At 38.9% G+C, this 25,373-nt stretch carries 16 protein-coding genes; 3 read left to right on the top strand and 13 right to left on the bottom strand.

The genetic code is table 11. The features are described 5' to 3' along the window. Positions 1 to 58 precede the first annotated feature (58 nt). Positions 59 to 10,459 carry a Calx-beta domain-containing protein gene (locus HCO57_RS05305; protein WP_167988182.1) on the bottom strand — a complete coding sequence of 3,467 codons (10,401 nt, stop codon included), beginning with the start codon at positions 10,457 to 10,459 and terminating at the stop codon, positions 59 to 61. A gap of 310 nt (positions 10,460 to 10,769) precedes the next feature. Between HCO57_RS05305 and HCO57_RS05300 the strand changes: the two genes are divergently transcribed. Beyond that, a complete protein-coding gene (locus tag HCO57_RS05300; RefSeq protein WP_136952128.1) occupies positions 10,770 to 11,318 on the top strand; it encodes a ClpP family protease in 549 nt (182 codons plus the stop codon). A 125-nt stretch (positions 11,319 to 11,443) separates the two neighbouring features. Here HCO57_RS05300 and HCO57_RS05295 read toward each other — a convergent pair whose 3' ends face one another. From HCO57_RS05295 to HCO57_RS05285, 3 genes are read right to left on the bottom strand one after another with little or no spacing between them, the layout of a single operon-like run. After that, positions 11,444 to 12,985: a cryptochrome/photolyase family protein gene (locus HCO57_RS05295; protein WP_167988181.1), complete on the bottom strand. Its 1,542-nt coding sequence runs from the start codon at positions 12,983 to 12,985 to the stop codon at positions 11,444 to 11,446. Further along, the gene (locus HCO57_RS05290; RefSeq protein ID WP_167988180.1) at positions 12,975 to 14,294 is read right to left on the bottom strand and encodes a DASH family cryptochrome; all 1,320 of its coding nucleotides are present in this window, start codon (positions 14,292 to 14,294) and stop codon (positions 12,975 to 12,977) included. The genes HCO57_RS05295 and HCO57_RS05290 overlap by 11 nt, the downstream gene beginning before the upstream one ends. Next, the gene (locus tag HCO57_RS05285; RefSeq protein ID WP_167988179.1) at positions 14,255 to 14,407 is read right to left on the bottom strand and encodes a DUF2256 domain-containing protein; all 153 of its coding nucleotides are present in this window, start codon (positions 14,405 to 14,407) and stop codon (positions 14,255 to 14,257) included. Before HCO57_RS05285 ends, HCO57_RS05290 begins: the two co-directional genes overlap by 40 nt. 123 nt (positions 14,408 to 14,530) lie before the next feature. Here HCO57_RS05285 and HCO57_RS05280 point away from each other — a divergent pair, with 123 nt between their 5' ends. After that, positions 14,531 to 15,892, top strand: a complete 1,362-nt coding sequence (locus HCO57_RS05280; RefSeq protein WP_167988178.1) for an FAD-dependent oxidoreductase — start codon at positions 14,531 to 14,533, stop codon at positions 15,890 to 15,892. Between the two features lie 50 nt (positions 15,893 to 15,942). Here the strand turns inward: HCO57_RS05280 and HCO57_RS05275 are convergent, their stop codons facing one another. Both HCO57_RS05275 and HCO57_RS05270 read right to left on the bottom strand, forming a co-directional pair. Then, positions 15,943 to 16,725 (bottom strand): zinc ribbon domain-containing protein, encoded by a 783-nt coding sequence (locus HCO57_RS05275; protein WP_136952074.1) that lies wholly within the window; start codon positions 16,723 to 16,725, stop codon positions 15,943 to 15,945. A 5-nt stretch (positions 16,726 to 16,730) separates the two neighbouring features. Next, a complete protein-coding gene (locus HCO57_RS05270; protein WP_167988664.1) occupies positions 16,731 to 17,825 on the bottom strand; it encodes a Nif3-like dinuclear metal center hexameric protein in 1,095 nt (364 codons plus the stop codon). A 48-nt stretch (positions 17,826 to 17,873) separates the two neighbouring features. Here HCO57_RS05270 and lpxK point away from each other — a divergent pair, with 48 nt between their 5' ends. Beyond that, positions 17,874 to 18,869 carry a tetraacyldisaccharide 4'-kinase gene (gene lpxK, locus HCO57_RS05265; protein WP_167988177.1) on the top strand — a complete coding sequence of 332 codons (996 nt, stop codon included), beginning with the start codon at positions 17,874 to 17,876 and terminating at the stop codon, positions 18,867 to 18,869. A 6-nt stretch (positions 18,870 to 18,875) separates the two neighbouring features. Here lpxK and HCO57_RS05260 read toward each other — a convergent pair whose 3' ends face one another. The 7 genes from HCO57_RS05260 to HCO57_RS05230 all read right to left on the bottom strand — a co-directional run bounded on the left by HCO57_RS05260 (position 18,876) and on the right by HCO57_RS05230 (position 25,229). After that, entirely contained in the window at positions 18,876 to 21,080 is a 2,205-nt protein-coding gene (locus HCO57_RS05260) for a response regulator (protein ID WP_209066042.1), read from the bottom strand. Then, positions 21,077 to 22,093, bottom strand: coding sequence for a type I glyceraldehyde-3-phosphate dehydrogenase (gene gap, locus HCO57_RS05255; protein WP_167988176.1), 1,017 nt, complete (start codon positions 22,091 to 22,093; stop codon positions 21,077 to 21,079). Before gap ends, HCO57_RS05260 begins: the two co-directional genes overlap by 4 nt. 16 nt (positions 22,094 to 22,109) lie before the next feature. Then, positions 22,110 to 22,988 carry a lipoyl synthase gene (gene lipA / locus HCO57_RS05250; protein ID WP_136952078.1) on the bottom strand — a complete coding sequence of 293 codons (879 nt, stop codon included), beginning with the start codon at positions 22,986 to 22,988 and terminating at the stop codon, positions 22,110 to 22,112. A gap of 52 nt (positions 22,989 to 23,040) precedes the next feature. After that, positions 23,041 to 23,610 (bottom strand): RNA polymerase sigma factor, encoded by a 570-nt coding sequence (locus tag HCO57_RS05245; protein WP_136952079.1) that lies wholly within the window; start codon positions 23,608 to 23,610, stop codon positions 23,041 to 23,043. Between the two features lie 18 nt (positions 23,611 to 23,628). Beyond that, the gene (locus HCO57_RS05240) at positions 23,629 to 23,838 is read right to left on the bottom strand and encodes a membrane or secreted protein (RefSeq protein ID WP_136952080.1); all 210 of its coding nucleotides are present in this window, start codon (positions 23,836 to 23,838) and stop codon (positions 23,629 to 23,631) included. 72 nt (positions 23,839 to 23,910) lie between these two features. Further along, entirely contained in the window at positions 23,911 to 24,669 is a 759-nt protein-coding gene (locus HCO57_RS05235) for an anti-sigma factor (protein WP_136952081.1), read from the bottom strand. After that, positions 24,666 to 25,229 carry an RNA polymerase sigma factor gene (locus tag HCO57_RS05230; protein WP_167988175.1) on the bottom strand — a complete coding sequence of 188 codons (564 nt, stop codon included), beginning with the start codon at positions 25,227 to 25,229 and terminating at the stop codon, positions 24,666 to 24,668. The genes HCO57_RS05235 and HCO57_RS05230 overlap by 4 nt, the downstream gene beginning before the upstream one ends. Between the last annotated feature and the right edge of the window lie 144 nt (positions 25,230 to 25,373).

The following is a 25,373-nucleotide window of genomic DNA, read 5'->3' as shown; positions in this document are numbered from 1 at the left end:
CTATTTTCGTTCTTTGTCAAAATCATCGTTATAAGGTGCTGATTCCAAGTTGTATGTTTTATTCTGTGCCAACGTAAATGTAACCGTTGATGGGTTGCATTTCTGGCTGTTCATTTATTTTTATAATGTAATAATACGTTCCTGCTGGTACAGTTCCTCTACTACCGTAAGCATTGTTTGGTGATGTGCCTCCCCAATCGTTTAGGTAGTTTCTAGACTCATATACCTTATCTCCCCATCGGTTAAAGATGAGAACATCAAAAGTATACCCACAGTACTCGGTTCCTTTAATTTCGAAAACATCATTAATAGCATCACCATTTGGTGTTACGGCTTTAGAAACCTCTATTTGGTCTCTAGTACAAGGCACACAATTATTGTTTGTAGTAATTATAAAATCTACATAATACTTGCAATCACCACTATCTGATGCGTACATTATTTTATATTCTCCTAATGCTAAATTAGCAGGATTAAATAGCGAGCCTTCTAAAATCACTTCGCCTTCTACTACGGTAAAGATTCCGTTGGTATCAAAGCCCTGTGGTAAATAATTGATAAGGTCTACAACTTCATCCTCCACACAAACATCAATATAAACTTCTTCTAATTGTGGCTGCATTACAAAAATGGTCTGCGTAAATGTGGCTGTGTTGCCACAGTCATCAGCTACTTCCCATCTTCGCTCTATCATATAATCATCGGTGTCTGCTACCGTAACAATTTCTTCTGTAAAGTTAACCACAGGGGTACTGCAACCGCCAATATCTCCTAATTCTGGTATGGCAGGTACTTCTTCTCCACAAATGATGGTCATGTCCTCAAAATTCGGGTCCATAAATCTATCATCCATTGGGTCTAGGTAATCTGGAATGCCATCCCCATCGGTATCATCATTGGTTGGGTCGCCATCGTTGTCCGCATCTTCGTCCATGGTTGGGATGCCATCGCCATCATCATCTACATCACGATAATTAACATCGTCTTGATTGTCCGTATTAGGTAAATCGTTGGCAGGGTCGTCAATCTCATCGTTCACATCAAAGCCATCGTTTACATTACTGCCTTCATAACCGTCATCCAAGCCATCACCATCGGTATCGGTACCCGTTAAGGTCCAATCGGGTTGGCCATCGTTGTTAAAATCGTTCCCCTCGTTATTATCCGGAACGGTATCGCTATCAGAATCTAGGTCGATGAAATCTTGGGCCCCATCGCCATCGGTGTCTACAGGGACAAGTCCTTCATCGTTGGTATCGTAAGCATCATCTAAACCATCGTTATCAGAATCATTACCAGTTGGTGGTACATAACCATCAGTGGTTTGCGCTTCTACATTGTCTGGAATACCATCGTTATCCGAGTCAATGTCTCTGCTATCTGGGTAGCCATCATTGTCTGTGTCTGTAGCACCGTCTCCCTCGTTAGCATCTAGGATACCATCATTATCATCGTCTAAATCTACATAATCAGGAACACCGTCTCCGTCTGTATCCGTTGGGTCTAGGTAATCTGGAATGCCATCCCCATCGGTATCATCATTGGTTGGGTCGCCATCGTTGTCCGCATCTTCGTCCATGGTAGGGATACCGTCACCATCATCATCTACATCACGATAATTAACATCGTCTTGGTTGTCCGTATTGGGTAAATCGTTGGCAGGGTCGTCAATCTCATCGTTCACATCAAAGCCATCGTTTACATCACTGCCTTCGTAACCGTCATCCAAGCCATCACCATCGGTATCGGTACCCGTAAAGGTCCAATCTGGTTGGCCATCGTTATTAAAATCGTTCCCTTCGTTATTATCCGGAACAGTATCGTTATCAGAATCTAGGTCTATAACATCTTGCGAACCATCGCCATCGGTGTCTACAGGGACAAGTCCTTCATCGTTGGTATCGTAAGCATCATCTAAACCATCGTTATCAGAATCATTACCAGTTGGTGGTACATAACCATCAGTGGTTTGCGCTTCTACATTGTCTGGAATACCATCGTTATCCGAATCGATGTCGATACTATCCGCAAATCCATCACCATCGGTGTCAATAGTAGTGTCTCCCTCGTTAGCATCTAGGATACCATCATTATCATCGTCTAAATCTGTTATATCTGGTACGTTGTCACCATCAGTATCGTATTCATCATCAATAATAGTTACAATTCCTATTGCCTTGTTAATTTGAATTACTGTTGTGCTTAAGTTGGATAAAACGACATGGAAATCTTCTTCCTCTTCTAACAATACATCATTTAGGATAGGTATTGTTATGGTGATTGGGTCAACTTCATTCCCAACAAAGGTTAGGGTGTTTGCTGTTGTTGTATAATCCTCACTAGCGGTTGCTGTATTGTCTGAAGTGCTAAAGTCTACAGTAAACGAATCTTGAACCGTACCAACTAAAGTAATTGCTAAGGTAGCTGTGCCGTCTGTTTCATTAACGGTGATATCATTGATAAATAATCCGGTAGTTCCAGGAATATCATCATCATCATTGATGATACCATTAGCGGTAGCATCGTTTATAGGCACCAACGGATTGGTAGTACCGTTCAAGGTAACGGTGTAGGCTTCTTGCGGTTCAATGATACCATCGTTTATGATATTCACAACAATCTGTTGTACCTCACCATCATTACCCGCAAAGGTGATAGTTCCATTGGTAATAGGTGTGAAGTCTGTCGCGGTAGCCGTACCGAAAGCGGTAGAGAAATCTACATCGAAACCAGAAGCATACGCTCCAGTCAGGGTCACATCAAAAGTAGCGGTTACACCCACACCTTCCGTAACGATAACATCGGTTTGTACGATAGAAAGACCTTCTGTACCTGTGCTGTCATCATCATTAATGATACCATTAGCGGTAGCATCGTTTATAGGCACTAACGGATTGGTAGTACTGTTCAAGGTAACGGTGTAGGCTTCTTGGGCCTCGATAATTGCATCATCCAAGATGGACACCACGATTTGTTGTACTTCACCATCGGTACCCGCAAAAGAAATAGTTCCGTTGGTTATCGGGGTAAAGTCGGTCGCGGTAGCCGTACCAAAAGCGGTACTAAAGTCTACATCAAAACCAGATGCATAACCCCCAGTCAAGGTCACATCAAAAGTAGCGGTCACGCCCACACCTTCAGTTACGATAACATCGCTTTGTATTATGGATAAACCTTCCGTACCTGTGCTGTCATCATCATTGATGATACCATTAGCGGTAGCATCGTTGATAGGCACTAACGGATTGGTAGTGCTGTTCAAGATAACGGTATACGCTTCTTGCGGTTCAATGATATCATCGTTTGATATGTTCACAACAATCTGTTGTACCTCACCATTATTACCCGCAAAGGTGATAGTTCCATTAGTGATAGGCGTAAAGTCGGTGGCGGTAGCGCTACCAAAAGCGGTAGAGAAATCTACATCGAAACCAGAAGCATAATCCCCAGTTAAGGTCACATCAAAAGTAGCGGTTACACCCACACCTTCCGTAACGATAACATCGGTTTGTACGATAGAAAGACCTTCTGTACCTGTGCTGTCATCATCATTAATGATACCATTAGCGGTAGCATCGTTAATGGGCACTAACGGATTGGTAGTGCTGTTCAAGATAACGGTATAGGCTTCTTGCGGTTCAATGATACCATCGTTTATGATATTCACAACAATCTGTTGTACCTCACCATCATTACCGGCAAAGGTGATAGTTCCATTGGTGATAGGGGTGAAGTCTGTCGCGGTAGCCGTACCGAAAGCGGTACTAAAGTCTACATCGAAACCAGAAGCATACGCTCCAGTAAGGGTAACATCAAAAGTAGCGGTTACACCCAAGCCTTCGGTCACGATAACATCGGTTTGTACAATAGAAAGACCTTTGGTGCCTGTGCTGTCATCATCATTGATGATACCATTAGCGGTAGCATCGTTAATAGGCACTAACGGATTGGTAGTGCTGTTCAAGATAACGGTATACGCTTCTTGCGGTTCAATGATATCATCGTTTGATATGTTCACAACAATCTGCTGTACCTCACCATCATTACCCGCAAAGGTGATAGTTCCATTGGTAATAGGGGTGAAGTCTGTCGCGGTAGCCGTACCGAAAGCGGTAGAGAAATCTACATCGAAACCAGAAGCATAATCCCCAGTTAAGGTCACATCAAAAGTAGCGGTCACGCCGACACCTTCCGTAACGATAACATCGGTTTGTACAATAGAAAGACCTTCTGTACCTGTGCTGTCATCATCATTGATGATACCATTAGCGGTAGCATCGTTGATAGGCACTAACGGATTGGTAGTGCTGTTCAAGATAACGGTATATGCTTCTTGCGGTTCAATGATACCATCGTTTATGATATTCACAACAATCTGCTGTACCTCACCATTATTACCCGCAAAGGTGATAGTTCCATTAGTGATAGGCGTAAAGTCGGTGGCGGTAGCGCTACCAAAAGCGGTAGAGAAATCTACATCGAAACCAGATGCATAATCCCCAGTTAAGGTCACATCAAAAGTTGCGGTCACGCCCACACCTTCAGTTACGATAACATCGCTTTGTATTATGGATAAACCTTCCGTACCTGTGCTGTCATCATCATTGATGATACCATTAGCGGTAGCATCGTTGATAGGCACTAACGGATTGGTAGTGCTGTTCAAGATAACGGTGTAGGCTTCTTGAGCCTCGATAATAGCATCATCCAAGATGGACACCACGATTTGTTGTACTTCACCATCGGTACCCGCAAAAGAAATAGTTCCATTGGTAATAGGGGTGAAGTCTGTCGCGGTAGCCGTACCGAAAGCGGTAGAGAAATCTACATCGAAACCAGAAGCATACGCTCCAGTTAAGGTCACATCAAAAGTAGCGGTTACACCCACACCTTCGGTTACGATGACATCGGTTTGTACGATAGAAAGACCTTCTGTACCTGTGCTGTCATCATCATTGATGATACCATTAGCGGTAGCATCGTTTATAGGCACCAACGGATTGGTAGTGCTGTTCAAGGTAACGGTGTAGGCTTCTTGGGCCTCGATAATTGCATCATCCAAGATGGACACCACGATTTGTTGTACTTCACCATCGGTACCCGCAAAAGAAATAGTTCCATTGGTAATAGGGGTGAAGTCTGTCGCGGTGGCCGTACCGAAAGCGGTAGAGAAATCTACATCGAAACCAGAAGCATACGCTCCAGTCAGGGTCACATCAAAAGTAGCGGTTACACCCACACCTTCGGTTACGATGACATCGGTTTGTACGATAGAAAGACCTTCTGTACCTGTGCTGTCATCATCATTAATGATACCATTAGCGGTAGCATCGTTTATAGGCACTAACGGATTGGTAGTACTGTTCAAGGTAACGGTATAGGCTTCTTGCGGTTCAATGATATCATCGTTTATAATGTTCACAACAATCTGTTGTACCTCGCCATTATTACCGGCAAAGGTGATAGTTCCATTAGTGATAGGCGTAAAGTCGGTGGCGGTAGCGCTACCAAAAGCGGTAGAGAAATCCACATCGAAACCAGAAGCATAATCCCCAGTTAAGGTCACATCAAAAGTAGCGGTCACGCCCACACCTTCAGTTACGATAACATCGCTTTGTATTATGGATAAACCTTCCGTACCTGTGCTGTCATCATCATTGATGATACCATTAGCGGTAGCATCGTTAATAGGCACTAACGGATTGGTAGTGCTGTTCAAGATAACGGTATACGCTTCTTGCGGTTCAATGATATTATCGTCCAAGATGGACACCACGATTTGTTGTACTTCACCATCTGTACCCGCAAAGGTGATAGTTCCATTGGTAATAGGCGTAAAGTCGGTGGCGGTAGCTGTACCAAAAGCGGTAGAGAAATCTACATCAAACCCAGAAGCATAATCCCCAGTTAAAGTCACATCAAAAGTAGCGGTTACACCCAAACCTTCGGTCACGATAACATCGGTTTGTACAATAGAAAGACCTTCGGTGCCTGTGCTGTCATCATCATTGATGATACCGTTAGCGGTAGCATCGTTAATAGGCACTAACGGATTGGTAGTGCTGTTCAAGGTAACGGTATAGGCTTCTTGGGCTTCGATAATAGCATCATCCAAGATGGACACCACAATTTGCTGTACTTCACCATCCGTACCCGCAAAAGAAATAGTTCCATTGGCGATAGGTGTAAAGTCGGTGGCGGTAGCCGTACCAAAAGCGGTAGAGAAATCTACATCGAAACCAGAAGCATACGCTCCAGTCAAGGTTACATCAAAAGTAGCGGTTACACCCACACCTTCGGTCACGATAACATCGGTCTGTATTATAGATAAACCTTCCGTACCTGTGCTGTCATCATCATTGATGATACCATTAGCGGTAGCATCGTTAATGGGCACTAACGGATTGGTAGTGCTGTTCAAGGTAACGGTATACGCTTCTTGCGGTTCAATGATATTATCGTCCAAGATGGACACCACGATTTGTTGTACCTCGCCATTATTACCAGCAAAGGTGATAGTTCCATTGGTAATAGGCGTAAAGTCGGTGGCGGTAGCTGTACCAAAAGCGGTAGAGAAATCTACATCAAACCCAGAAGCATACGCTCCAGTCAAGGTTACATCAAAAGTAGCGGTTACACCCAAACCTTCGGTCACGATAACATCGGTTTGTACAATAGAAAGACCTTCGGTACCCGTGCTGTCATCATCATTGATGATACCATTAGCGGTAGCATCGTTGATAGGAACTAACGGATTGGTAGTACTGTTCAAGGTAACGGTATACGCTTCTTGCGGTTCAATGATAGCATCATCCAAGATGGACACCACGATTTGTTGTACTTCACCATCTGTACCCGCAAAGGTGATAGTTCCATTGGTAATAGGCGTAAAGTCGGTGGCGGTAGCTGTACCAAAAGCGGTAGAGAAATCTACATCAAACCCAGAAGCATAATCCCCAGTTAAAGTCACATCAAAAGTAGCCGTAACGCCCAAACCTTCCGTAACGATAACATCGGTTTGTACAATAGAAAGACCTTCGGTGCCTGTGCTGTCATCATCATTGATGATACCGTTAGCGGTAGCATCGTTAATAGGCACTAACGGATTGGTAGTGCTGTTCAAGGTAACGGTATACGCTTCTTGCGGTTCAATGATAGCATCATCCAAGATGGACACCACGATTTGTTGTACCTCGCCATTATTACCAGCAAAGGTGATAGTTCCGTTGTTGATAGGGGTAAAGTCGGTGGCGGTGGCCGTACCAAAAGCGGTAGAGAAATCTACATCGAAACCAGAAGCATACGCTCCAGTCAAGGTTACATCAAAAGTAGCGGTTACACCCAAACCTTCGGTCACGATAACATCGGTTTGTACAATAGAAAGACCTTCGGTACCCGTACTGTCATCATCATTGATGATACCATTGGCGGTAGCATCGTTAATGGGCACTAACGGATTGGTAGTGTTTATGGTTAACGTAAGTTGCTCTTGACCTTCAATTATATTATCATTAATAATAGTTACCGGAAGGTTAATAGTATCATTAGCTCTTGTGCCCGCAGGGAATATAATTGTGCCAGTAGCATTAGCTACCGTATAATCTGCTGGTGTGGTTGCAGTACCATTGGCAATTACATAATTTATATCAAAAGCATCTTGTACATCAGGACCAGTATAACGAATGGTAAAGTTGGTTGTGCCTTCATTTTCTGGAACCGTAAAACCTTCTGCAAATAAACCTTGATTAGCTCCAAAGGTTTCATTGTCTTCTATTGTACCTACACCATTAACATCTACTAGAGGAATAAGAACATTAGATGGATTCAATAATCTAATGTTTACGGTTTCGTCTTGCTCTAGTAGTAAATCGTCAATTATATTGAGTGTAACCGTTTGGGTATCTCCATTCTGAGTGTTTGCAGGGAAGGTAAGCGTACCTGTATATGCATTTGCATCTATTGTGTAATCTCCCGGGCGAACAGCTGTTCCATTGGTTACTTCATAATCTATGGTAAAACCGTTTTGAATGGTAAGTCCTTTGTATGAAACTACAAATTCTGCAGTACCCACATTTTCTGGGACATTAAAATCAGATACACTAATCCCTAGGCCAGGAGCAAAATTGTCATTGTCTAAAATACGTAAAACACTGCGTTCTAGATTAATGCTTACCCTTCTTGGCCCCGTTCCATATTTTGTGTTCTCAGCGGAATTATAAGACTTTACAATTTCAAATTCTTCCGTAGGCTCAAAAATGTTATCGTCTATTGTAGGTACCGGAATAAAAAGTTCTGAACCTGCTAAAGAACCTGCAGGAAAAGATACTGTGGTAGAAAAGCCATTAAAATCGGCTCCATCTGTAGCGGGGTCTGTGGAATTTGCTTTTTCTTGAAATAATGCATCTAAAAAATATTCGTCTTCTATACCTACATAGGTGCGGCCGTCAGAATTTTGACCTGTAGATAAGAAGAAACGGTATTGAATATCATCACCTTCAGTTGCACTAAAGTTCCCCCCAACTATATAAGCTATATCTGTATCTATTACGGTTCCGATGGCATTGTCATCCGCTAAGGTAACGTCACTAGTAGGGTTGCCAATACTTACTTCAAAGGTTTGTTCTGTGGCTTCTGCCCAATCATCATCTATGGCAACAATACCCACAGTAGCAGAACTAGCATTGGCAGGTATGGTTACATTGGCAGGTCTGGTATAATCATCATCTGTAGTGGTGTCATTGCTATAACTAACTTCAAAACTTACGGGATTGCTCAATACATGGCTAGATGTTACCGTAATAGGAATGGTATTTCCTTCTTCTGCAGCACCGTCTGTTATTCTAATATTTGGTTTGATGGTAAATTGTGTGGGGTCGTAATTGGGTAAATTACAATCATCAAAGGAGCCAGAACTAACGCTGGTCTTTTCTGTGGAATTGATAGCACCGGTATAGGTTGCAGATGCCTGCAAAGCAAAATTATCTAAACAACCAGGGCAGGGGTCTTTTACGTGTACTTCAAAATCTAAATTATAGCTAGGAGAAGTAATATCAGTAGCTCCATCAGGTACAGCTATTGTTAGTACTCTTGTGGCTGCATTAAAGCTGTACGTAGTACCAGCGGGACTACTAGCGTCCCCAATAAAATCTAACTGTTCTGGTAAGGTGGTTGTGATGACCAAGTTTCTAACATCATCATTACCTGTGTTGTTCACCGTTAAACGTAATATGGGGTTGTCTCCAGCTTCTAAGAACGTATTGTTATCTTCCGTAGTTAACTGCATGGAGCCAACGTTAGGCTCAAAAACTTCTATGCTTAGTCCCGTTAAATATACACCATAGGTTTCTTGAGTAGAGGTAATCCTTAATCTAGCCGAAGTTTGGTTGTTGCCAATAATGTTATTAGCTCTATTTTTTAATTCAAAAATCCCTGCGTCAAATCCTAATGTATTGGTACTTGCGGGTGTTCTATCTAAGAAATCTGTATTCTTTAAGGTGATTCTACTATTAAAGAAATTGGCGGTATCACGAACAACGTTTGCACCCAAGCCCTCTGTCATTTCGAACCATTGGTTGCTGGTGTCTAATATTTGAAAACGGTCACCAGTAATATCTCGGTCACCTTCTAAGGCCCCAAAAATAATATCCGCATTTACTGGTCCACTAGGAACGGTCTGAAAACCAGAAAAGGTAAACTCCGTTTCGCCTTCTGTTTGTGTGGTATGTACATATCCATCAAAAAGAGTAACATTTCTAAGGTTTAAAGTTTCGTTTTCATACACAAAAACAATTTGCCAACCACCAGAGGTACCTGTCCTATTATTTAAATGGGATTGCAACCTACCTTCTGTAGCTTTTACATTAGCTATTTGATAAATACCAAAAGGGTCTGCCAAAGCATCTACCTCTGCAGTAATATCTTTAATACAAACGTAAGGGTCGTTTACAAAGTGGGTGTCTCTACCCCTAAAAATTACTTCATCTGCATCAACAGTGCTATATGTAGATTCTCCTGGAAGCCTTAATTTTACTTGTCTAAAATTCCAGTTAGGCTCTGCTCCTCCTGTACCTGCAATGGTATCTGTAGCCGTTGTTTGATATTCTTTATCCGCAGCAGCCCAATAGAGTAGTACTTTTTTAAAATTATAGCAGCTAACTCTTGGTAATGGATTTTTAAATTCTGCATTGGACGAATTAAAAGTGGAATTATCAGAGTCAATATCTACAAAGACATTGTCTTTGAAATTGTGATTTCCATTTTCTCCATTATAATCGCCAGTAGCTGTTCTAGAAAGTACAGTATTGGCAATCATGGTAACATCCCCATTTATGGTTTCTGAATACCTAGCAGAGAAAGGTGTTTGTAGCTGCGCAACTAAAAATTGTTGTGTAAGCAACGAAAATATTGCTAAGATAGCAAGTCTTAGCCCGTAATTTTTAGCGATGTAATTTTTTCCCATAGGGGTTATGTTTGTTTGTTCTTGTGTAAATTGATTTGGGTTTCAATTCGGGTATAAAATTAAACAGCCCGTTACCTAATCGATAAAATACACGGTGTTTGTGTGGTTTATTTCGTTAAAATCACAAAATCTCTTAACGGATAAATGTTAAAATTGGTATTAATTTGTTGTGAATCAGTTGCTCTTTGTGGTTAACGTTTGGTATAAGAATTTGTGTAGGAATTTGTAGGAAAGAAAAATTATTAGCGTGATTTTAGTTACTGTAAAGCGGATTATTTTAATTAATTTTGAAGTCTAGATAGTTTATATTATGAGTGCTAAAAAAGGAAAAGTACAAGATCTTATACAAGAGAAATTATTGGAAGACAGAAAGGTTTTCCTTTGGGGAATGGTTAACGACGATTCTGCCAAACATGTAGTAGATAGACTTTTGTATTTAGATATGATCAGCAACGAGGAAATACAATTGATTATCAATAGTCCTGGGGGTTATGTTACTTCTGGTTTCACTATTTATGATACTATAAAGCAAATTAAGAGTCCGGTTTCTACCGTTTGTTCGGGACTAGCAGCATCTATGGGGTCTATTTTGTTATCTGTGGGTGAAAAGGGGAGACGGTTTATACAACCCCATGCCAGAGTTATGATTCACCAACCTAGTGGTGGCGCTCAAGGACAAGCGTCTAATATAGAAATACAGGCAAGAGAAATTATTAAGACCAAAGAAATTGGGGCACAGATTTTAGCAGATAATTGTGGGCAATCTTTTGAAAAAGTAATGAAAGATTTTGACCGTGATTACTGGATGGATGCCAAAGAATCTTTAGAATATGGAATTGTAGACGGCATCTTAGAGTAGTAAAGTTTACCGTTTAAAAATGAAAAGACCTTCATAAACAATTTATGAAGGTCTTTCTATATATAGACGCTCTCGCGGAATAGTTCAACTTATATACGTATGGAAGTACGTTTTGGATGTTTTGTCTAAAAATTATCAGGATTTTTAATAATTTCTTGAGCCCGCTCTTTTAATTGGGCAAGTTCCGATGCATTTTTCTTTTCTAATAGATTTAGCATCATGGCCATTCGCTGATTGTCTTTAAAATACTCTTTTTTGTCGTCTAAAAAGTTCCAATACAAGGCATTAAAAGGGCAAGCATCTTTTTCCGTTTTTTTAGTGGGTTTGTAATGACAACCTTTGCAGTAATTGCCCATTTTATTTATGTAATTGGCACTACTTACATAGGGTTTGGTAGCCACAATACCACCATCTGCAAACTGACTCATGCCTCTGGTGTTGGTAATTTCTACCCATTCTATCGCATCTATATAAACGCCTAAATACCAATTATCTACTTGGTCTGGGTGTAATTGTGCTAGTAATGAAAAATTACCAATAACCATTAAGCGTTGTATGTGGTGTGCATACGCTGTATCCAAACTCTGACCAATAGCATGCTTTAGACAGTTCATTTTTGTATTGCCTGTCCAGAAAAATTCAGGTAGCTTGTTGGTGTTGTCTAATTTGTTCAGATTGGCGTAGTTTGGCATTTCTTTCCAATAAATACCCCTCATATATTCTCGCCAACCCAATATTTGTCTTATAAAACCTTCTACTTGAGAAATAGCTACCTGTTGGTCCTCATCATAATACCTATCTAATACCTTGTTTATAACCTCTTTTGGAGAAAGCATTTTACTATTCATGGCAAAAGAAAGGCGAGAGTGGAATAGAAAATACTCCTGGGTGTGTAATGCATCTTGATAATCTCCAAAATGTACCAGTAACTCTTTGCAAAAATGATTGAGTACAGCAAGACTGTCCGCTCTAGAGGTAGGCCAGCTTAAATTATTATCTGGAATGTTACCAAATGTAACTATGCCTGCGGCTTCAATCTCTGCTAACAGGTTAGTTGCGTCTTTTCTAAATCCCCTTTCGTGCGGAATTTGGGGTTCTCCGTTCCATTTTTTTCTATTGCTATGGTCAAAATTCCATTTGCCACCTTCTGGTTGTTGGTCTGCTGCCATCAAAATATGGTGCTTTTTACGCATCATGCGGTAAAAGCTTTCCATCAGCAAGTTATTTTTTCCTTTAAAAAATTCTTCTAGGTCTTTGCGTTGTGTATAAAAATGTTCAGTATCCGCTACACTGGTATCGCAATTAAGCTCCTTGCAGATGTTTTGTAATTGTTGATCTAACCTATACTCATCTGGCAATTGATAGGCAAAAGAAGCCGCTTGGTGTTTGGATACTTCTTGCGTTATTAATTCATTTAAGTTTTGAGGATTATCCTCATCATTAATTTTGTAGTATTTTACCTGGTGCCCTTTTGTGCTTAATTCTTCTGCAAAATTGCGCATCGCCATAAAAAAGGCAACCACTTTTTGTATGTGATGTTTTACATAGTCTGTTTCTTGGCGCATTTCTGCCATCAGGTAAAGTACGCTGTCATCCGTACTACTAAACCAGTTGTGCTTACTATTAAGTTGGTCTCCTAAGACCAATCGTATCGTTTTAATTTTCATGTAGCCAAAGGTTTTGATACGTGTTTTGTGGGTCGTAGCGTTCTGCTTGCAATTTGGTATTGAATTTTCGATTGCGGGGGTCGTTACCTATGCCGCTAACATATTGCCAATTGCCCCAATTGCTATGTACATCATAATCTATTAGTTGCTCTTCAAAATAAGCTGCCCCAATACGCCAATCTTGTTGCCAAGTTTTAGACCAATAACTTGCAACGTTTTGTCTTCCCCTGTTGCTCATCCAACCAGTTTTGGCAAGTTCTATCATATTGGCGTTTACAAAGGCATCTGGAGTGTTTCCATCTATCCACTGTTGCTTTTTTCTATCGTTCAGGTGCCAATCATACGTCCTGTCCATAAAACCACTTAAATAGAATAAACGGTCGTTGTATTTTAGGCTAGCGTATTTAAAATAATCGCGCCAAACCAATTCAAAAAATAACCAGTAGGTACTTTGATTTTTGATGACGCTTTTCTCAAATTTTTGAATTTCCCAGTAGATTTCTACTGCAGAAATACTTCCATTTGCCAACCAAGCAGATAATTTAGAACTGTAATCTATTCCTAAAAGTCCATTTCTTGTTTCCTTATAATGGGCTAAATTTTCAGTTTTATAAAAATAATGAGCAATACGCTCTTTGGCTGCAGTACTGCCACCACTAAAGGGAAAGGCTGTATTTAAGTTGGGTTCAAAGTCAGAATAGCCTAAATCTTTTAGCGTAGGAATTTGGTTGTTTTCTGTGATGAAGTAATTAGAATGGTCCTTTGGACTGCACTCGGAAATTGGTCTTCTAACCGTAGCATATTTTTCGCACTTTTTTCTAAAAGCCGTAAAAACATTAGGGATGGTATCAAAGTTAGGATAGGGAATATCGTCTGGGTGAAATAAAAATTGCGAGTACGACTCATACAAGGTCACGTTCTCTGTAAGTTGTTCCTTTACTTGCTTAAGACTATCCACTTCTTCCTTAGTCCACTCTTTCTGCAAATAAATGGTTGTTATATGGTGTTTGCTTACTAAGGCAGGGATATACGTTTCTGGACTTTCAAGGACAACAAATAAAGGAATGTTCAATGCTTTGAGCTGCGCTTTTAAATCTACAAGCGACTCTAATAAAAACTTGGCGCGGTATTTCCCCATTTTTGTAAAACCGAAGGAAGATTTTTTAAATAGCGATGGGTCCAAGCAATAAACGGCTATTGTTTTAGTGTGCTCGCAAGCTTTTACCAACGAAAGTTGGTCTGTAACTCGCAAGTCGTTCCTAAACCAGACTAGCCCGGTACCTGATTTTTGTTTTTGTTTTTGCTGCATTTTTTGCTACAATATTTTACATGCTCCCAATTACGTTCCCATTTTTTACGCCAGCTAAATGGCCGGTTACAAACAGGACAAATTTTAGTAGGTAAGTGGGATTTTGAATGCAATGGCTTAAAATGTTTAATTAAAACAAAAATATATTAAACAAAATAAATCTTTGCCAATACCATGTTATTATTTGTTCTTACATTTAACGATTAATTAAACTCCGCTCTCATAAACAGGAATAAATGAAGCAGCAAGCAGCAAAAAATATAGCCATAATAGGTTCAGGATTAGTCGGTTCGCTATTGGCTATTTATTTAAAACGAAAAGGACACCAGATTACTGTTTTTGACAGGCGACCAGATATTAGAACGGTGGAGTTTTCTGGGCGTTCTATCAATCTTGCAATGAGCAATAGAGGCTGGCAGGCGCTTAGAGAAGTTGGTTTAGAAGATGAAATCAAGAAAATTGCAATTCCGCTCTACCAAAGAGCCATGCATGTAAATGACACACCTGTTTATTACCAAAAATACGGGAAAGAAGGCGAGGCTATTTGGTCTATTTCTAGAGGTATTTTAAACCGTAAGATGATAGATTTAGCAGAAGAGAACGGCGTGGAATTTAGATTCAATGAAAAAGTTTGGGATGTAAACCTGCCAGAAGCAAAAATCTATACGGGCGAAACGGAAAAAGGAGAATGGAAAGAATATGCCTATGACCATATTTTTGGTTGTGATGGGGCATTTTCTAGAGTTCGCCATAAAATGCAGCGTAGAAGTAGGTTCGATTATTCTCAAGATTTTATAGATGTAGGGTATAAAGAGCTCACCATAGCACCCAATGAAGACGGCAGCCATAAACTGGATAAAAATTCCTTTCACATTTGGCCCAGAGGTAAGTTTATGCTAATTGCCATGCCCAATTTAGATGGTAGTTTTACGTGTACGCTGTTTTTACCTTTTGAAGGGGATGTATCTTTTGAAACCTTAACCACAGAACAAGAGGCTAAAGACTTTTTTAAAGAATACTTTCCTAACGTACGTAAAGAGATAGAAGATTTAACTAAAGATTTTTTTAAAAATCCTACGAGTGCAATGGTGACTATGAAATGTTTTCCTTGGACGTATTGGGATAAAGTAGCCTTGGTAGGGGATTCTGCCCACGCCATTGTACCGTTTTACGGGCAAGGGATGAATGCCGGTTTTGAGGATATCTATGAGTTACACCAACTGATAGAAGCGAATGGAGACGACTGGGAACAAATTTTTAAACAGTACGAAAAGAAACGCAAGCCAAATGCGGATGCTATTGCGGAGTTAAGCTACCGTAATTTTATAGAAATGAGTAGTAAAACCGCCAACCCTATGTTTTTACTCCAGAAGAAAATAGAAAAAAAGTTTGCCGCGGAACATCCAGATAAATGGACACCCGTTTACAGCAGGGTTACCTTTTCTAACAGACCTTATGCAGAAGCTTTAGAACTAGGAGATGCCCAAGAACGTATTATGCAACACGTAATGCAACTCCCCAATATAGAAGAAGAATGGGAAAGTGAAAAAGTCACAGATACTATACTGCGGTTGATAGCAGCTGCAGACTTAGCATAAAAAAAGCCTTCCAATTTTGGAAGGCTTTTTAATTTCTTTTAGAAAGCGTATTAAGAAAGCTTAGCAAATAATTTTTGCATTTTTTCTTGCTCTTCATCTGCTAAAACAGGGTCTACTAAAATACGACCACTATGTTCATCTGTAATAATCTTTTTTCTAGAAGCAATCTCTACCTGTACCTGTGGTGGTATGGTAAAGAAAGAACCACCAGAAGCACCTCTTTCTACGGGTACAACGGCTAAACCGTTCTTAACATTGGTACGGATTCTTTTGTAAGCTTGTACCAATCTGTCTTCAATCTTAGATTCGTACTCCTCAGATTTTTTAAGAAGTGCAGCTTCTTCTTTTTCTGTCTCGGCCAAAATGGCATCTAACTCTCCTTTTTTGTGCTTAAGGTGTGCCTCGCGCTCAGAAAGATTTTCTTTAGTCTTAGAAATTACTTCTTTCTTTTGCTCTATTTGAGCCTTAAATTCCTTAATATTCTTTTCAGCTAACTGAATCTCTAATTCTTGGAATTCTACTTCTTTACTTAAAGAGTTAAACTCTCTACTGTTTCTTACGTTTTTTTGTTGCTCAGCGTATTTTTTGATTAAAGCTTTTGCTTCTTCTATCAAATTTTTCTTGGCAGTAATTTCGTAGTTTACCGTTTCTACATCAGACTTTAACTTGTCTATCCTAGTTTTAAGTCCCAACACCTCGTCTTCTAAATCCTCTACTTCTAAAGGAAGTTCGCCACGAACATTTCTTATTTCATCAACCCTAGAATCTATAAGTTGTAGGTCATATAATGCCCTTAATTTTTCTTCTACGGTTGTTTCAGTTTTTGTTGCCATATATTTTAATAATACTTGATGGGATTAGTAATACTCTCCGATAAAGTGACCGCAAAATTAGGAATTTTTTTGTTAAGAAATTCTACTAAAAGATTTTTTGTAAACTGCTCTGTTTCAAAGTGTCCTATATCTGCCAGTACTAGTTGCCCTTCGGCCTCATAAAATTGGTGGTATTTTAGGTCGGCCGTAATATAAATATCTGCCCCACAAGCTTTTGCTGCTCCAATGGCAAAAGCGCCACTCCCACCAAGAACGGCTACTTTTTTTATTGCTTTTCCTAAAAAAGCACTATGCCTTACCACGGCGGCATTCATTTTTTCCTTTAAAAGGGCTAAAAATTCGGTTTCCGGGATGGGTTTTGGGAGTTCTCCTACCATACCCATACCTAAATGCTGATGACTATTATCTAATGTGGTTACCTCGTAAGCAATTTCTTCATAAGGATGACTTTGAACTAAGGCGTTTAGAACTTTAGGTTCTAGAATAGCATCAAAGGTTAGGTTTACTTGTAGTTCTTCTTCTACATGCAAAGTACCTATTGTACCTAGTGTTGGGTTGGCACCTTCAGTGGCTAAAAAGCTGCCTTGACCTTCTGTTTTAAAACTACAATGACTATAATTGCCAAGTGCTCCAGCTCCCGCAGCAAATAAAGCATCTGTAACTTGTTGGGCATGACTTTTTGGAACGTAGGTTACTAATTTTTTAATTGCCCTTTTTTTAGGAATTAAAATCTTCGGTTTTTCTACACCCAAGACCTCACATATTTTTGCATTTACACCTATGGGGCTATTGTCTAAGGCGGTGTGCATACTATAGATGGCGATAGAATGTTCCAAAGCCTTCATAACCACACGTTCTACATAGGTTTTGCCAGTAATCTTTTTTAGACCGCTAAAAATAATGGGGTGAAAGCTTACGATTAGATTGCATTTTTTAGCGATAGCTTCGTCTACCACATTTTCTAAAGTGTCTAAGGTCACCAAAATTCCATTGACCTCTTGCATGGGATTGCCAACCAATAAGCCAACATTATCAAAATCTTCTGCATGCCCTAATGGTGCTAGTTGTTCTAAAATATGCGAAACTTCCTTAACCGTCATCATGTACTTTTTAAGAGGACTAAGATAAAATATTATAAATTCGCCCTCGTGGGTTTACTTCGTAAAATAGCATTTCCGTTCTCTTTGGTATACGCGCTTGTAGTACACATTCGTAATTGGATGTATGACATAGGTTGGTTTGCCTCTAAACGCTATACTACACCCATAATTTGTATAGGCAACTTAAGTGTTGGTGGCACGGGAAAAACCCCAATGACAGAATTCCTAATTAAAAATTTACGAGAACATTACCGTTTGGCTGTTTTAAGTAGAGGTTATAAAAGAGCTAGCTCGGGTTATGTTTTGGCAGATGAGCGTAGTACCGTTTCTACTTTGGGCGATGAACCTTACCAAATGTACCAGAAATTTAAGCCGATGCTATTGGCTGTGGATGCGGATAGGCGAAATGGTATTGATAGATTGATAAAAAAGGACAACCCTGATGTTATTTTGTTAGATGATGCCTACCAACACCGGAAAGTGCATCCCAAGGTAAGATTATTACTAACGGCTTACGGAGATTTATACATAGATGATTGGTACCTGCCTACCGGAAATCTTAGAGACGCCAAATACGTAGCTAAAAATGCAGCCAAAATTATTGTAACAAAATGCCCTGAAAACCTTTCTGATGCTGAAAAAAAAGCGATTGAGCTTAAATTAAAACCAACTGCTGAACAGCAAGTCCTTTTTAGTTTTTTACAGTACAGTGACCTTATTAAGAGTGAAACTACAGAAAAACCATTGACCCATTTAAAACAACAGCCTTTTACCTTGGTCACAGGGATAGCAAACCCGCGACCATTGATAACTTATTTGAAGGAATTAGGGTTGAAGTTTGACCATGTGGCATTTAATGATCATCATAATTTTACGACCAAAGAAATTGCGGTATTGCAAACCAAAGGCACTATTTTGACTACAGAAAAGGATTATGTACGTTTAAAAAACAAAATCGCAGACTTATGGTACTTGCCTGTAGCGCATCAATTTATGGATGGTGGGGATGCACAATTGCTTGCCTATTTAAAAAGTGAGATTTAACTAGACTTATACTTTACTACCAAAAACGTTTTCTCCAATTTTTTGGTAAAATACCTCTGGTTTAAAGGGCTTTGTTACTACCGCATTACAACCTGCTTCATAAAACTCTTCTAGGCTATCTTCCATAGAAATTGCGGTCAGCGCAATTATAGGAATACTACTATTGAATTTTCGTATTTGCTTGGTAGCTTCGGTTCCGCTTATTCCAGGCATGTGTATATCCATTAAAATGCAGGCATACTCATTATTCTCTGCATGATCAATAGCTTCTACACCGTTATTAGCAATATCGCAAGTAATCCCTTTTTTAAGCAACATTTTTTTAGTGATAACTTGGTTTATTTTGTTGTCTTCTACCACTAGCACGTGTAAGCCATCAAACTCAAATTCTTCCGCGGCAACTTCAAATGCAGGTTCTTCTTGTACCGTTTCTGGTATCTTAAAATCGAGTACAAAAGAGAACGTACTGCCTTCGCCTAACTTACTTTTTAACTGAATATCACTATTAAATAATCCTAGCAAACTCCTAACAATGGTTAGGCCTAAACCTGTGCCGCCATATTCTCTGTTAATTTGTATGGAGCCTTGCTCAAAACTATCAAAGATGTTTTTCTGTTGTTCTTCAGAAATACCAATTCCGTTATCGCTTACTTCAAAGTATATTTTTATGGTGTCTGGAGACCTCTGTTGTATCCTAGCCATTACATCTATTTTACCGTTTTTAGTAAACTTTAAAGCATTGCCTATCAAATTCATAAATACTTGAGATAGCTTTAAAGGGTCTCCTAATAATGTGGTTGGTATTTTACTATCGTAAAGCACGTTAATTTGTGTTCCAGAATCTTTTGCATTCTGCTGTAAGGGATCTATGACATCATTAATTACCTTTCTTAGTTTAAAATCAATATGTAAGGGCTCTAACTTATCAGCATCAATTTTATTAATCTGTAGAATATCATTAATAAAGTTTAACAAGTAATCCCCAGAAAATTTAAGGGACTGTAAGTGTTCTTTTTGGTGTTCTTGCGGATTTTCTTCTAAGAGTAGGTGGGTGAGTCCTGTTACCGCATACAAGGGAGTCCGTAGCTCATGGGTTACTGTAGATAAGAAATTAGTTTTAGCCTCCATAGCCGATACTGCCGCATCTCTGGCCTGTTCTAATTCGTCATTCTTAGTTTGTAGTAAATCGTTGGTTTTTAATTTAATTTGATTGTTTCTATACAGCGAAACTGCCAAAATAGAGATAATGGTTAAAAATGCAGAAGTTAAGATAGCTGTTATTTCTGAACGGTTGGCAGAAGCACTCAACTCCTCATTTTTCTCTTGTAAATCAGAAACCGATTTCGCCAGTTGGTCAAACTTAATTTTGTTTGCCTTGTTGGCTTCTGTTTCTAGTTTTTTTAAGGTGTAAACAGAATCTTTTAAAGCCAATTGTCTTTGAGTAAATAATAGAGCTTTATTGGGTTCGTTTTGGATGGTGTATAGCGTTGTGAGTAGTTTGCTTGCATTTATAATCTCTCCAAAAAATTGATTTTTTTCTGCCAGCTCCATTCCAGATTCTGCATGTCTAATAGCCGCTTCAATGTCTTCTGTTTCTTTAAGAATTTTGCCAAGACCAATATTGGCTAAAGTAGCTAAGTAGGCTTGTTCGTAATTGTCAGAGTTAACAATTAACGCATTGTAATTTTTAGTAGCTTCTTCTAACTTTCCTAAACCAACATACGTATTAGCCTCTGCCAGTAAAATATTATTTAAAAGATTTTTGTCATTACTCAATCTTTTGGCTTCGTCTAAGGAGCGTAGCGATTGAAAAAAGTTTCCTTTTCTATATTCAATTATGGCATTAATTAATTTATGTACAGCCTCCCCGTATGGATACTCAATCTCTTTAAGTAGTGCTCCAGCGCGGTCCCAATAAAACAGGCTAGTTTCTGTGTCATTAAACTCTAAATAAAGAAGAGCAAGCTTATGAAAAGTATCTAATAATTGCTGCTGACTTTCTTGAGCTTCTGCTAGGTCTACCGCTTTTTGCAGTGTTTCCAAAGCTTCTTCTAAACGGTCTTGGTGGGTGTAATCTAAGGCTTGCTGGTAAAGATGTGGTAAAGACGTAGATTGGTTTACCGTGGTTGCATTATTTGCAATTACCGTATTAAAACAGAAAAATAAAAGACAAAAGGCTTTTGTAATACTTTGGTCTAGGGCTGTTCTCAATGTTTAATATATCCTTTACTATTCAGTAAGTTAATTAGGTCAATTATTCTGGAACTGTATCCAGTTTCATTATCATACCATCCAATAATCTTAACCATTTTACCTATTACTGAAGTCATTTGAGAATCAAACGTACAAGAATAGGAAGTATTGTTTATATCGATGGAAACAATGGGCTCATCGGTATAGAAAATTACATTTTTTAATTCGTTCTCAGAAACATTTTTAAAACGTTCGTTAATTTCTGCTATTGAAACCGATTTTTTAACATTAAATGTAATATCAGTTAACGAACCATTGGGTACAGGTACGCGAATACCACAACCCCCAATAACATCTGCCAAATCTGGAAATATTTTTGTCAAGGCTTTTGCGGCCCCAGTTGTAGTAGGTATAATAGATTGTGCTGCTGCCCTGCTTCGTCTTAAATCCCTATGCGGTTTATCATGCAAGCTTTGGTCAGAGGTGTACGAATGTACTGTAGTAATGTATGCTTGTTCTATACCGCATAGCTCATTTATCACCTTAATCATTGGAGCAGCGTTATTTGTGGTACAAGAAGCATTACTTATTATGTTATCTTCTGCGGTAAGACAGTCGTGATTAACACCTAGAACCACCATTTTTAGCTGGTCATCTTGGGGCGGTACAGACAGAATTACTTTTTTAGCGCCATTTACCAAGTGATATTCTAGGGTTTCTCTTGTCTTAAATTTTCCAGTAGCTTCTACCACAACATCTACTTGGTGCGCTGCCCAATTGATGTGAGACGGGTGGGACTCATTTAAAACAGGAATCTTATTGCCTTTGTAAGAAAGGTGGTTATCCGTAGCTGTAATGTCTTGATTAAAAACCCCATGAATGCTATCATATTTTAACAAATGCCCAAGAGTAATGGCATCTGATAAATCGTTAATAGCGACAACTTGGAGATGCGGATGCTGATCTAATAGTCTAAATAATGTACGACCTATACGACCGAATCCGTTGATTCCAATTCTTATTTTTTTCATGCTATAGAATTGGCGGCTAGTCTATATGCTTATGCGCTTTGTAAGAAGAGCGTACCAAAGCTCCACTTTCTACATGTCTAAAGCCCATTTTTAGACCTGCCTCTTCATATTTCTTAAATTGTTCTGGTAATATAAATTCCTTAACAGGTAGGTGTTTTTTAGATGGCTGTAAGTATTGACCAATGGTAACTACGTCTACATTTGCTTTTCTAAGGTCTTCCATTGTTTCTAAAACCTCTTCTTCTAATTCTCCAAGACCTAACATGATTCCTGATTTGGTACGGTTAGCGCCATTATCTTTTAAATATTTTAGAACCTCTAAACTTCTTTCGTATTTAGCTTGTATGCGTACCTCTCTGGTTAATCGTTTTACCGTTTCCATATTATGGCTAATTACTTCTGGTGCCACACTCAAAATTCGGTCCAAATGTGTCGTTATCCCTTGAAAATCTGGTATCAAGGTTTCCATGGTAGTATTTGGATTCATACGGCGCACAGCGTTCACCGTTTCTGCCCAAATTATGGAACCCATGTCTTTTAAATCATCACGGTCTACGGAAGTAAGCACTGCGTGTTTAATGTTCATAATTTTTATAGAACGGGCAACCTTTTCTGGTTCTTCCCAATCAACGCTTTCTGGTCTCCCTGTTTTTACACCACAAAAACCACAGGAGCGTGTACAAACATTGCCTAAAATCATGAAGGTGGCCGTACCTTCTCCCCAACATTCGCCCATATTTGGACAGCTACCAGAGGTACATATGGTATGCAAGTCATACTTATCTACCAAACCTCTTAGCTGTGTGTATTTTTTACCTGTTGGTAATTTAACACGTAACCATTTTGGTTTTCCTTTTTTAGGTGGAATTACATGTGTTTCTGTTGTAGTTGCCATAACAGTAATTTAGCTTACAAATATACGAAATGGTTCCAAGAGAAAGGGAGCATTATCCTTCTTTACTATTGGTGATAATTTCTGCTAAAAGTTTTTTGGCGCGCAATAGCTTAACCTTAACACGATTTACAGGTTCGTTAAGCTCTTTAGCAATCTCTGCGTAGCTCATTTCATTAAAAAAACGTAAATGAATAACTTTTTGATAATGTGGTTTTAGCTTTTTAATGTCTGCTAAGAGCGATACTAAATTTTGTTCAGTGATTAAGGCATCTTCTGCGGTGGGACTATCGTCTAATACCGAATTCACTTCGTCCCCTTTACCGTCACTTTCATCCAAAACATTACGCTTTCTCTTGCGGATTAGGTCTACATGAATGTTTTTAGATATGGCGATAAGCCAAGTGCCAAATTCATAAGACTCATCAAACTGGGCTATTTTATCAAATGCTTTAGAAAAGGTTTGCACGGTAATGTCTTCCGCGTCATTTTCATTTTTAGTACGCTGCAATTGAAACCCATACACTTGATTCCAAAAATGGTCTAAGAGCTGACTAAAGGCAAGTTGTTGGCCTGCTTTTGCTTGTTGTATAGTCTCTAAAAGGTTAAATGCTGTAGCGCTCAAATAAAAGTAAAGAAAGGATTAGGAAGCTTGTGCTACGCTGTCTTTTTTACAGTCTTGTTCATCTGGTAGCTTACCGCAAAAGCCACAGGCCTCCCCATCTTTGTTTAAAAATGGATTTTGACTTGCACAAGTGCCTGCAAATTTACCGTCTTTCTTTCCCCAAATTTTAATAGCAATTCCTGCAAATGCAAGTGCCATTAAACCAATTGTAAGTAGAACTAACTTCATAACTAATTAATCTGTTACAAAGGTACTAAACCCTAATTAAAAACAATAATGGCTTAAGACTACTTTAGGTTATTAGTAGTTTATGTTTGCAACAATATTTTCTACTGTTGGAGCTGCATTGCCACCTCTTGGTTCAATAGTGATATAACCTACAGCTTGGTCTGCATAGGGTAGCGCTAATAGCTGTTCCTTATCATCGAACTGTTTTATCACACCTAGATTCACCATTTTACCGTTCACTTCTGCCCACATTTGAAAACACTGGTCTTCTGGTAACTGAGGCAAATGGCTTACATTGATGTAGGATAATTTTTTAACAGGATTTATATACGCCAACGCCTTTAATTCTTTTGCTTTTTTATTGCCTCTAACATCTAAACGCTTGGTGTTGGGGTTGTTTAGGACGATGTATTGATTTCTTAAGTCTTCTAATTGAACACGCATGTCCATTTCCAAATCCTTAATTTTATTATTTACAATGGTATTTTTTTCTATCAAATCTTGGTTCTGATTGTAAAAGAAGAAGGTGGCACCTCCAAAAATCATAGCAATTAAACTAGCTGCAATGGCCATCTTATAGAATTTAAAGTTACCCTTGCCTTGTTTTTTAACTTTATGTAATATGCTTTCTTTTAAACCTTCTGGAGCTTTAATTGCATGCAACTTTACGTAGGCTTCTAGGTTGTCTTGCAACTCATCATAGGCCTTGCGAACTTCTGGGTACATGGCTATGTATCTTTCTACTTGAGTAGTTTCCAAAGTAGTAGTTTCTCCTAAAAGATATTTTTCTAATAGGTCGCTTTCTAAAAAGTGGTGTATTTTTTCTTTCATGACATTATATTTAAAAGGAGCATTATAGCCAAGTTGCCATAAATTTTACGCATTTCTCGTAAGCCTATTTTGAGTCTGGATTTTATAGTGCCCAGCGGGATATCTAACTCATCACTCGCTTCTTGCTGGGTCATCCCCTCAAAAAATAAAGCCTCTAGAACAATACGATATTTTTCTTCAATCTGGTCTAGATGTTGTTTTACATCTAAAAACTCTGGTCTAATGCTCTGTTCGCCTAAGTTATATACGTCAGAAACGTCTATTTGGATTTCTTTATCTGCTTTTGTGTTTACACTTCTTAATTTATCTATAGCAGTGTTACGGGTAATTCTAAATAACCAAGTAAATAATTTAGCTTTGGAAGGGTCGTAAGAATCAGATTTTTTCCAAATCTTTATAAAACTTTCTTGTACCACGTCTTGTGCAAGGTCTTCATCCTTAACAACCTTAAAGGCTACACCGTATAAGGTGTCTCCGTAGTTGTCATATAAGAGCGAAATAGCTTTTTCATCTCGTTCTTGCAGCAGTTCAATGATATGCTTCTCAAGTAATGTGCTCATAGGTTGGAAAAAAAAATCAGAAAAAAAATCACTTTCCGAAATCCAAAGTAGATTTTCCTCCGTATATCCAATAGCGCTAAAGTAAAAAATACATTGTACAGTAACGCATTTAAGATGTTAGTTACGTTTAGATATTAAATTTTT

The organism is Croceivirga sp. JEA036 (assembly GCF_011882165.1).
Classification (GTDB): Bacteria; Bacteroidota; Bacteroidia; order Flavobacteriales; family Flavobacteriaceae; genus Croceivirga.
The sequence above is the reverse complement of the archived record's forward strand: the minus strand, read 5'-3'. Positions and strand labels throughout refer to the sequence as shown.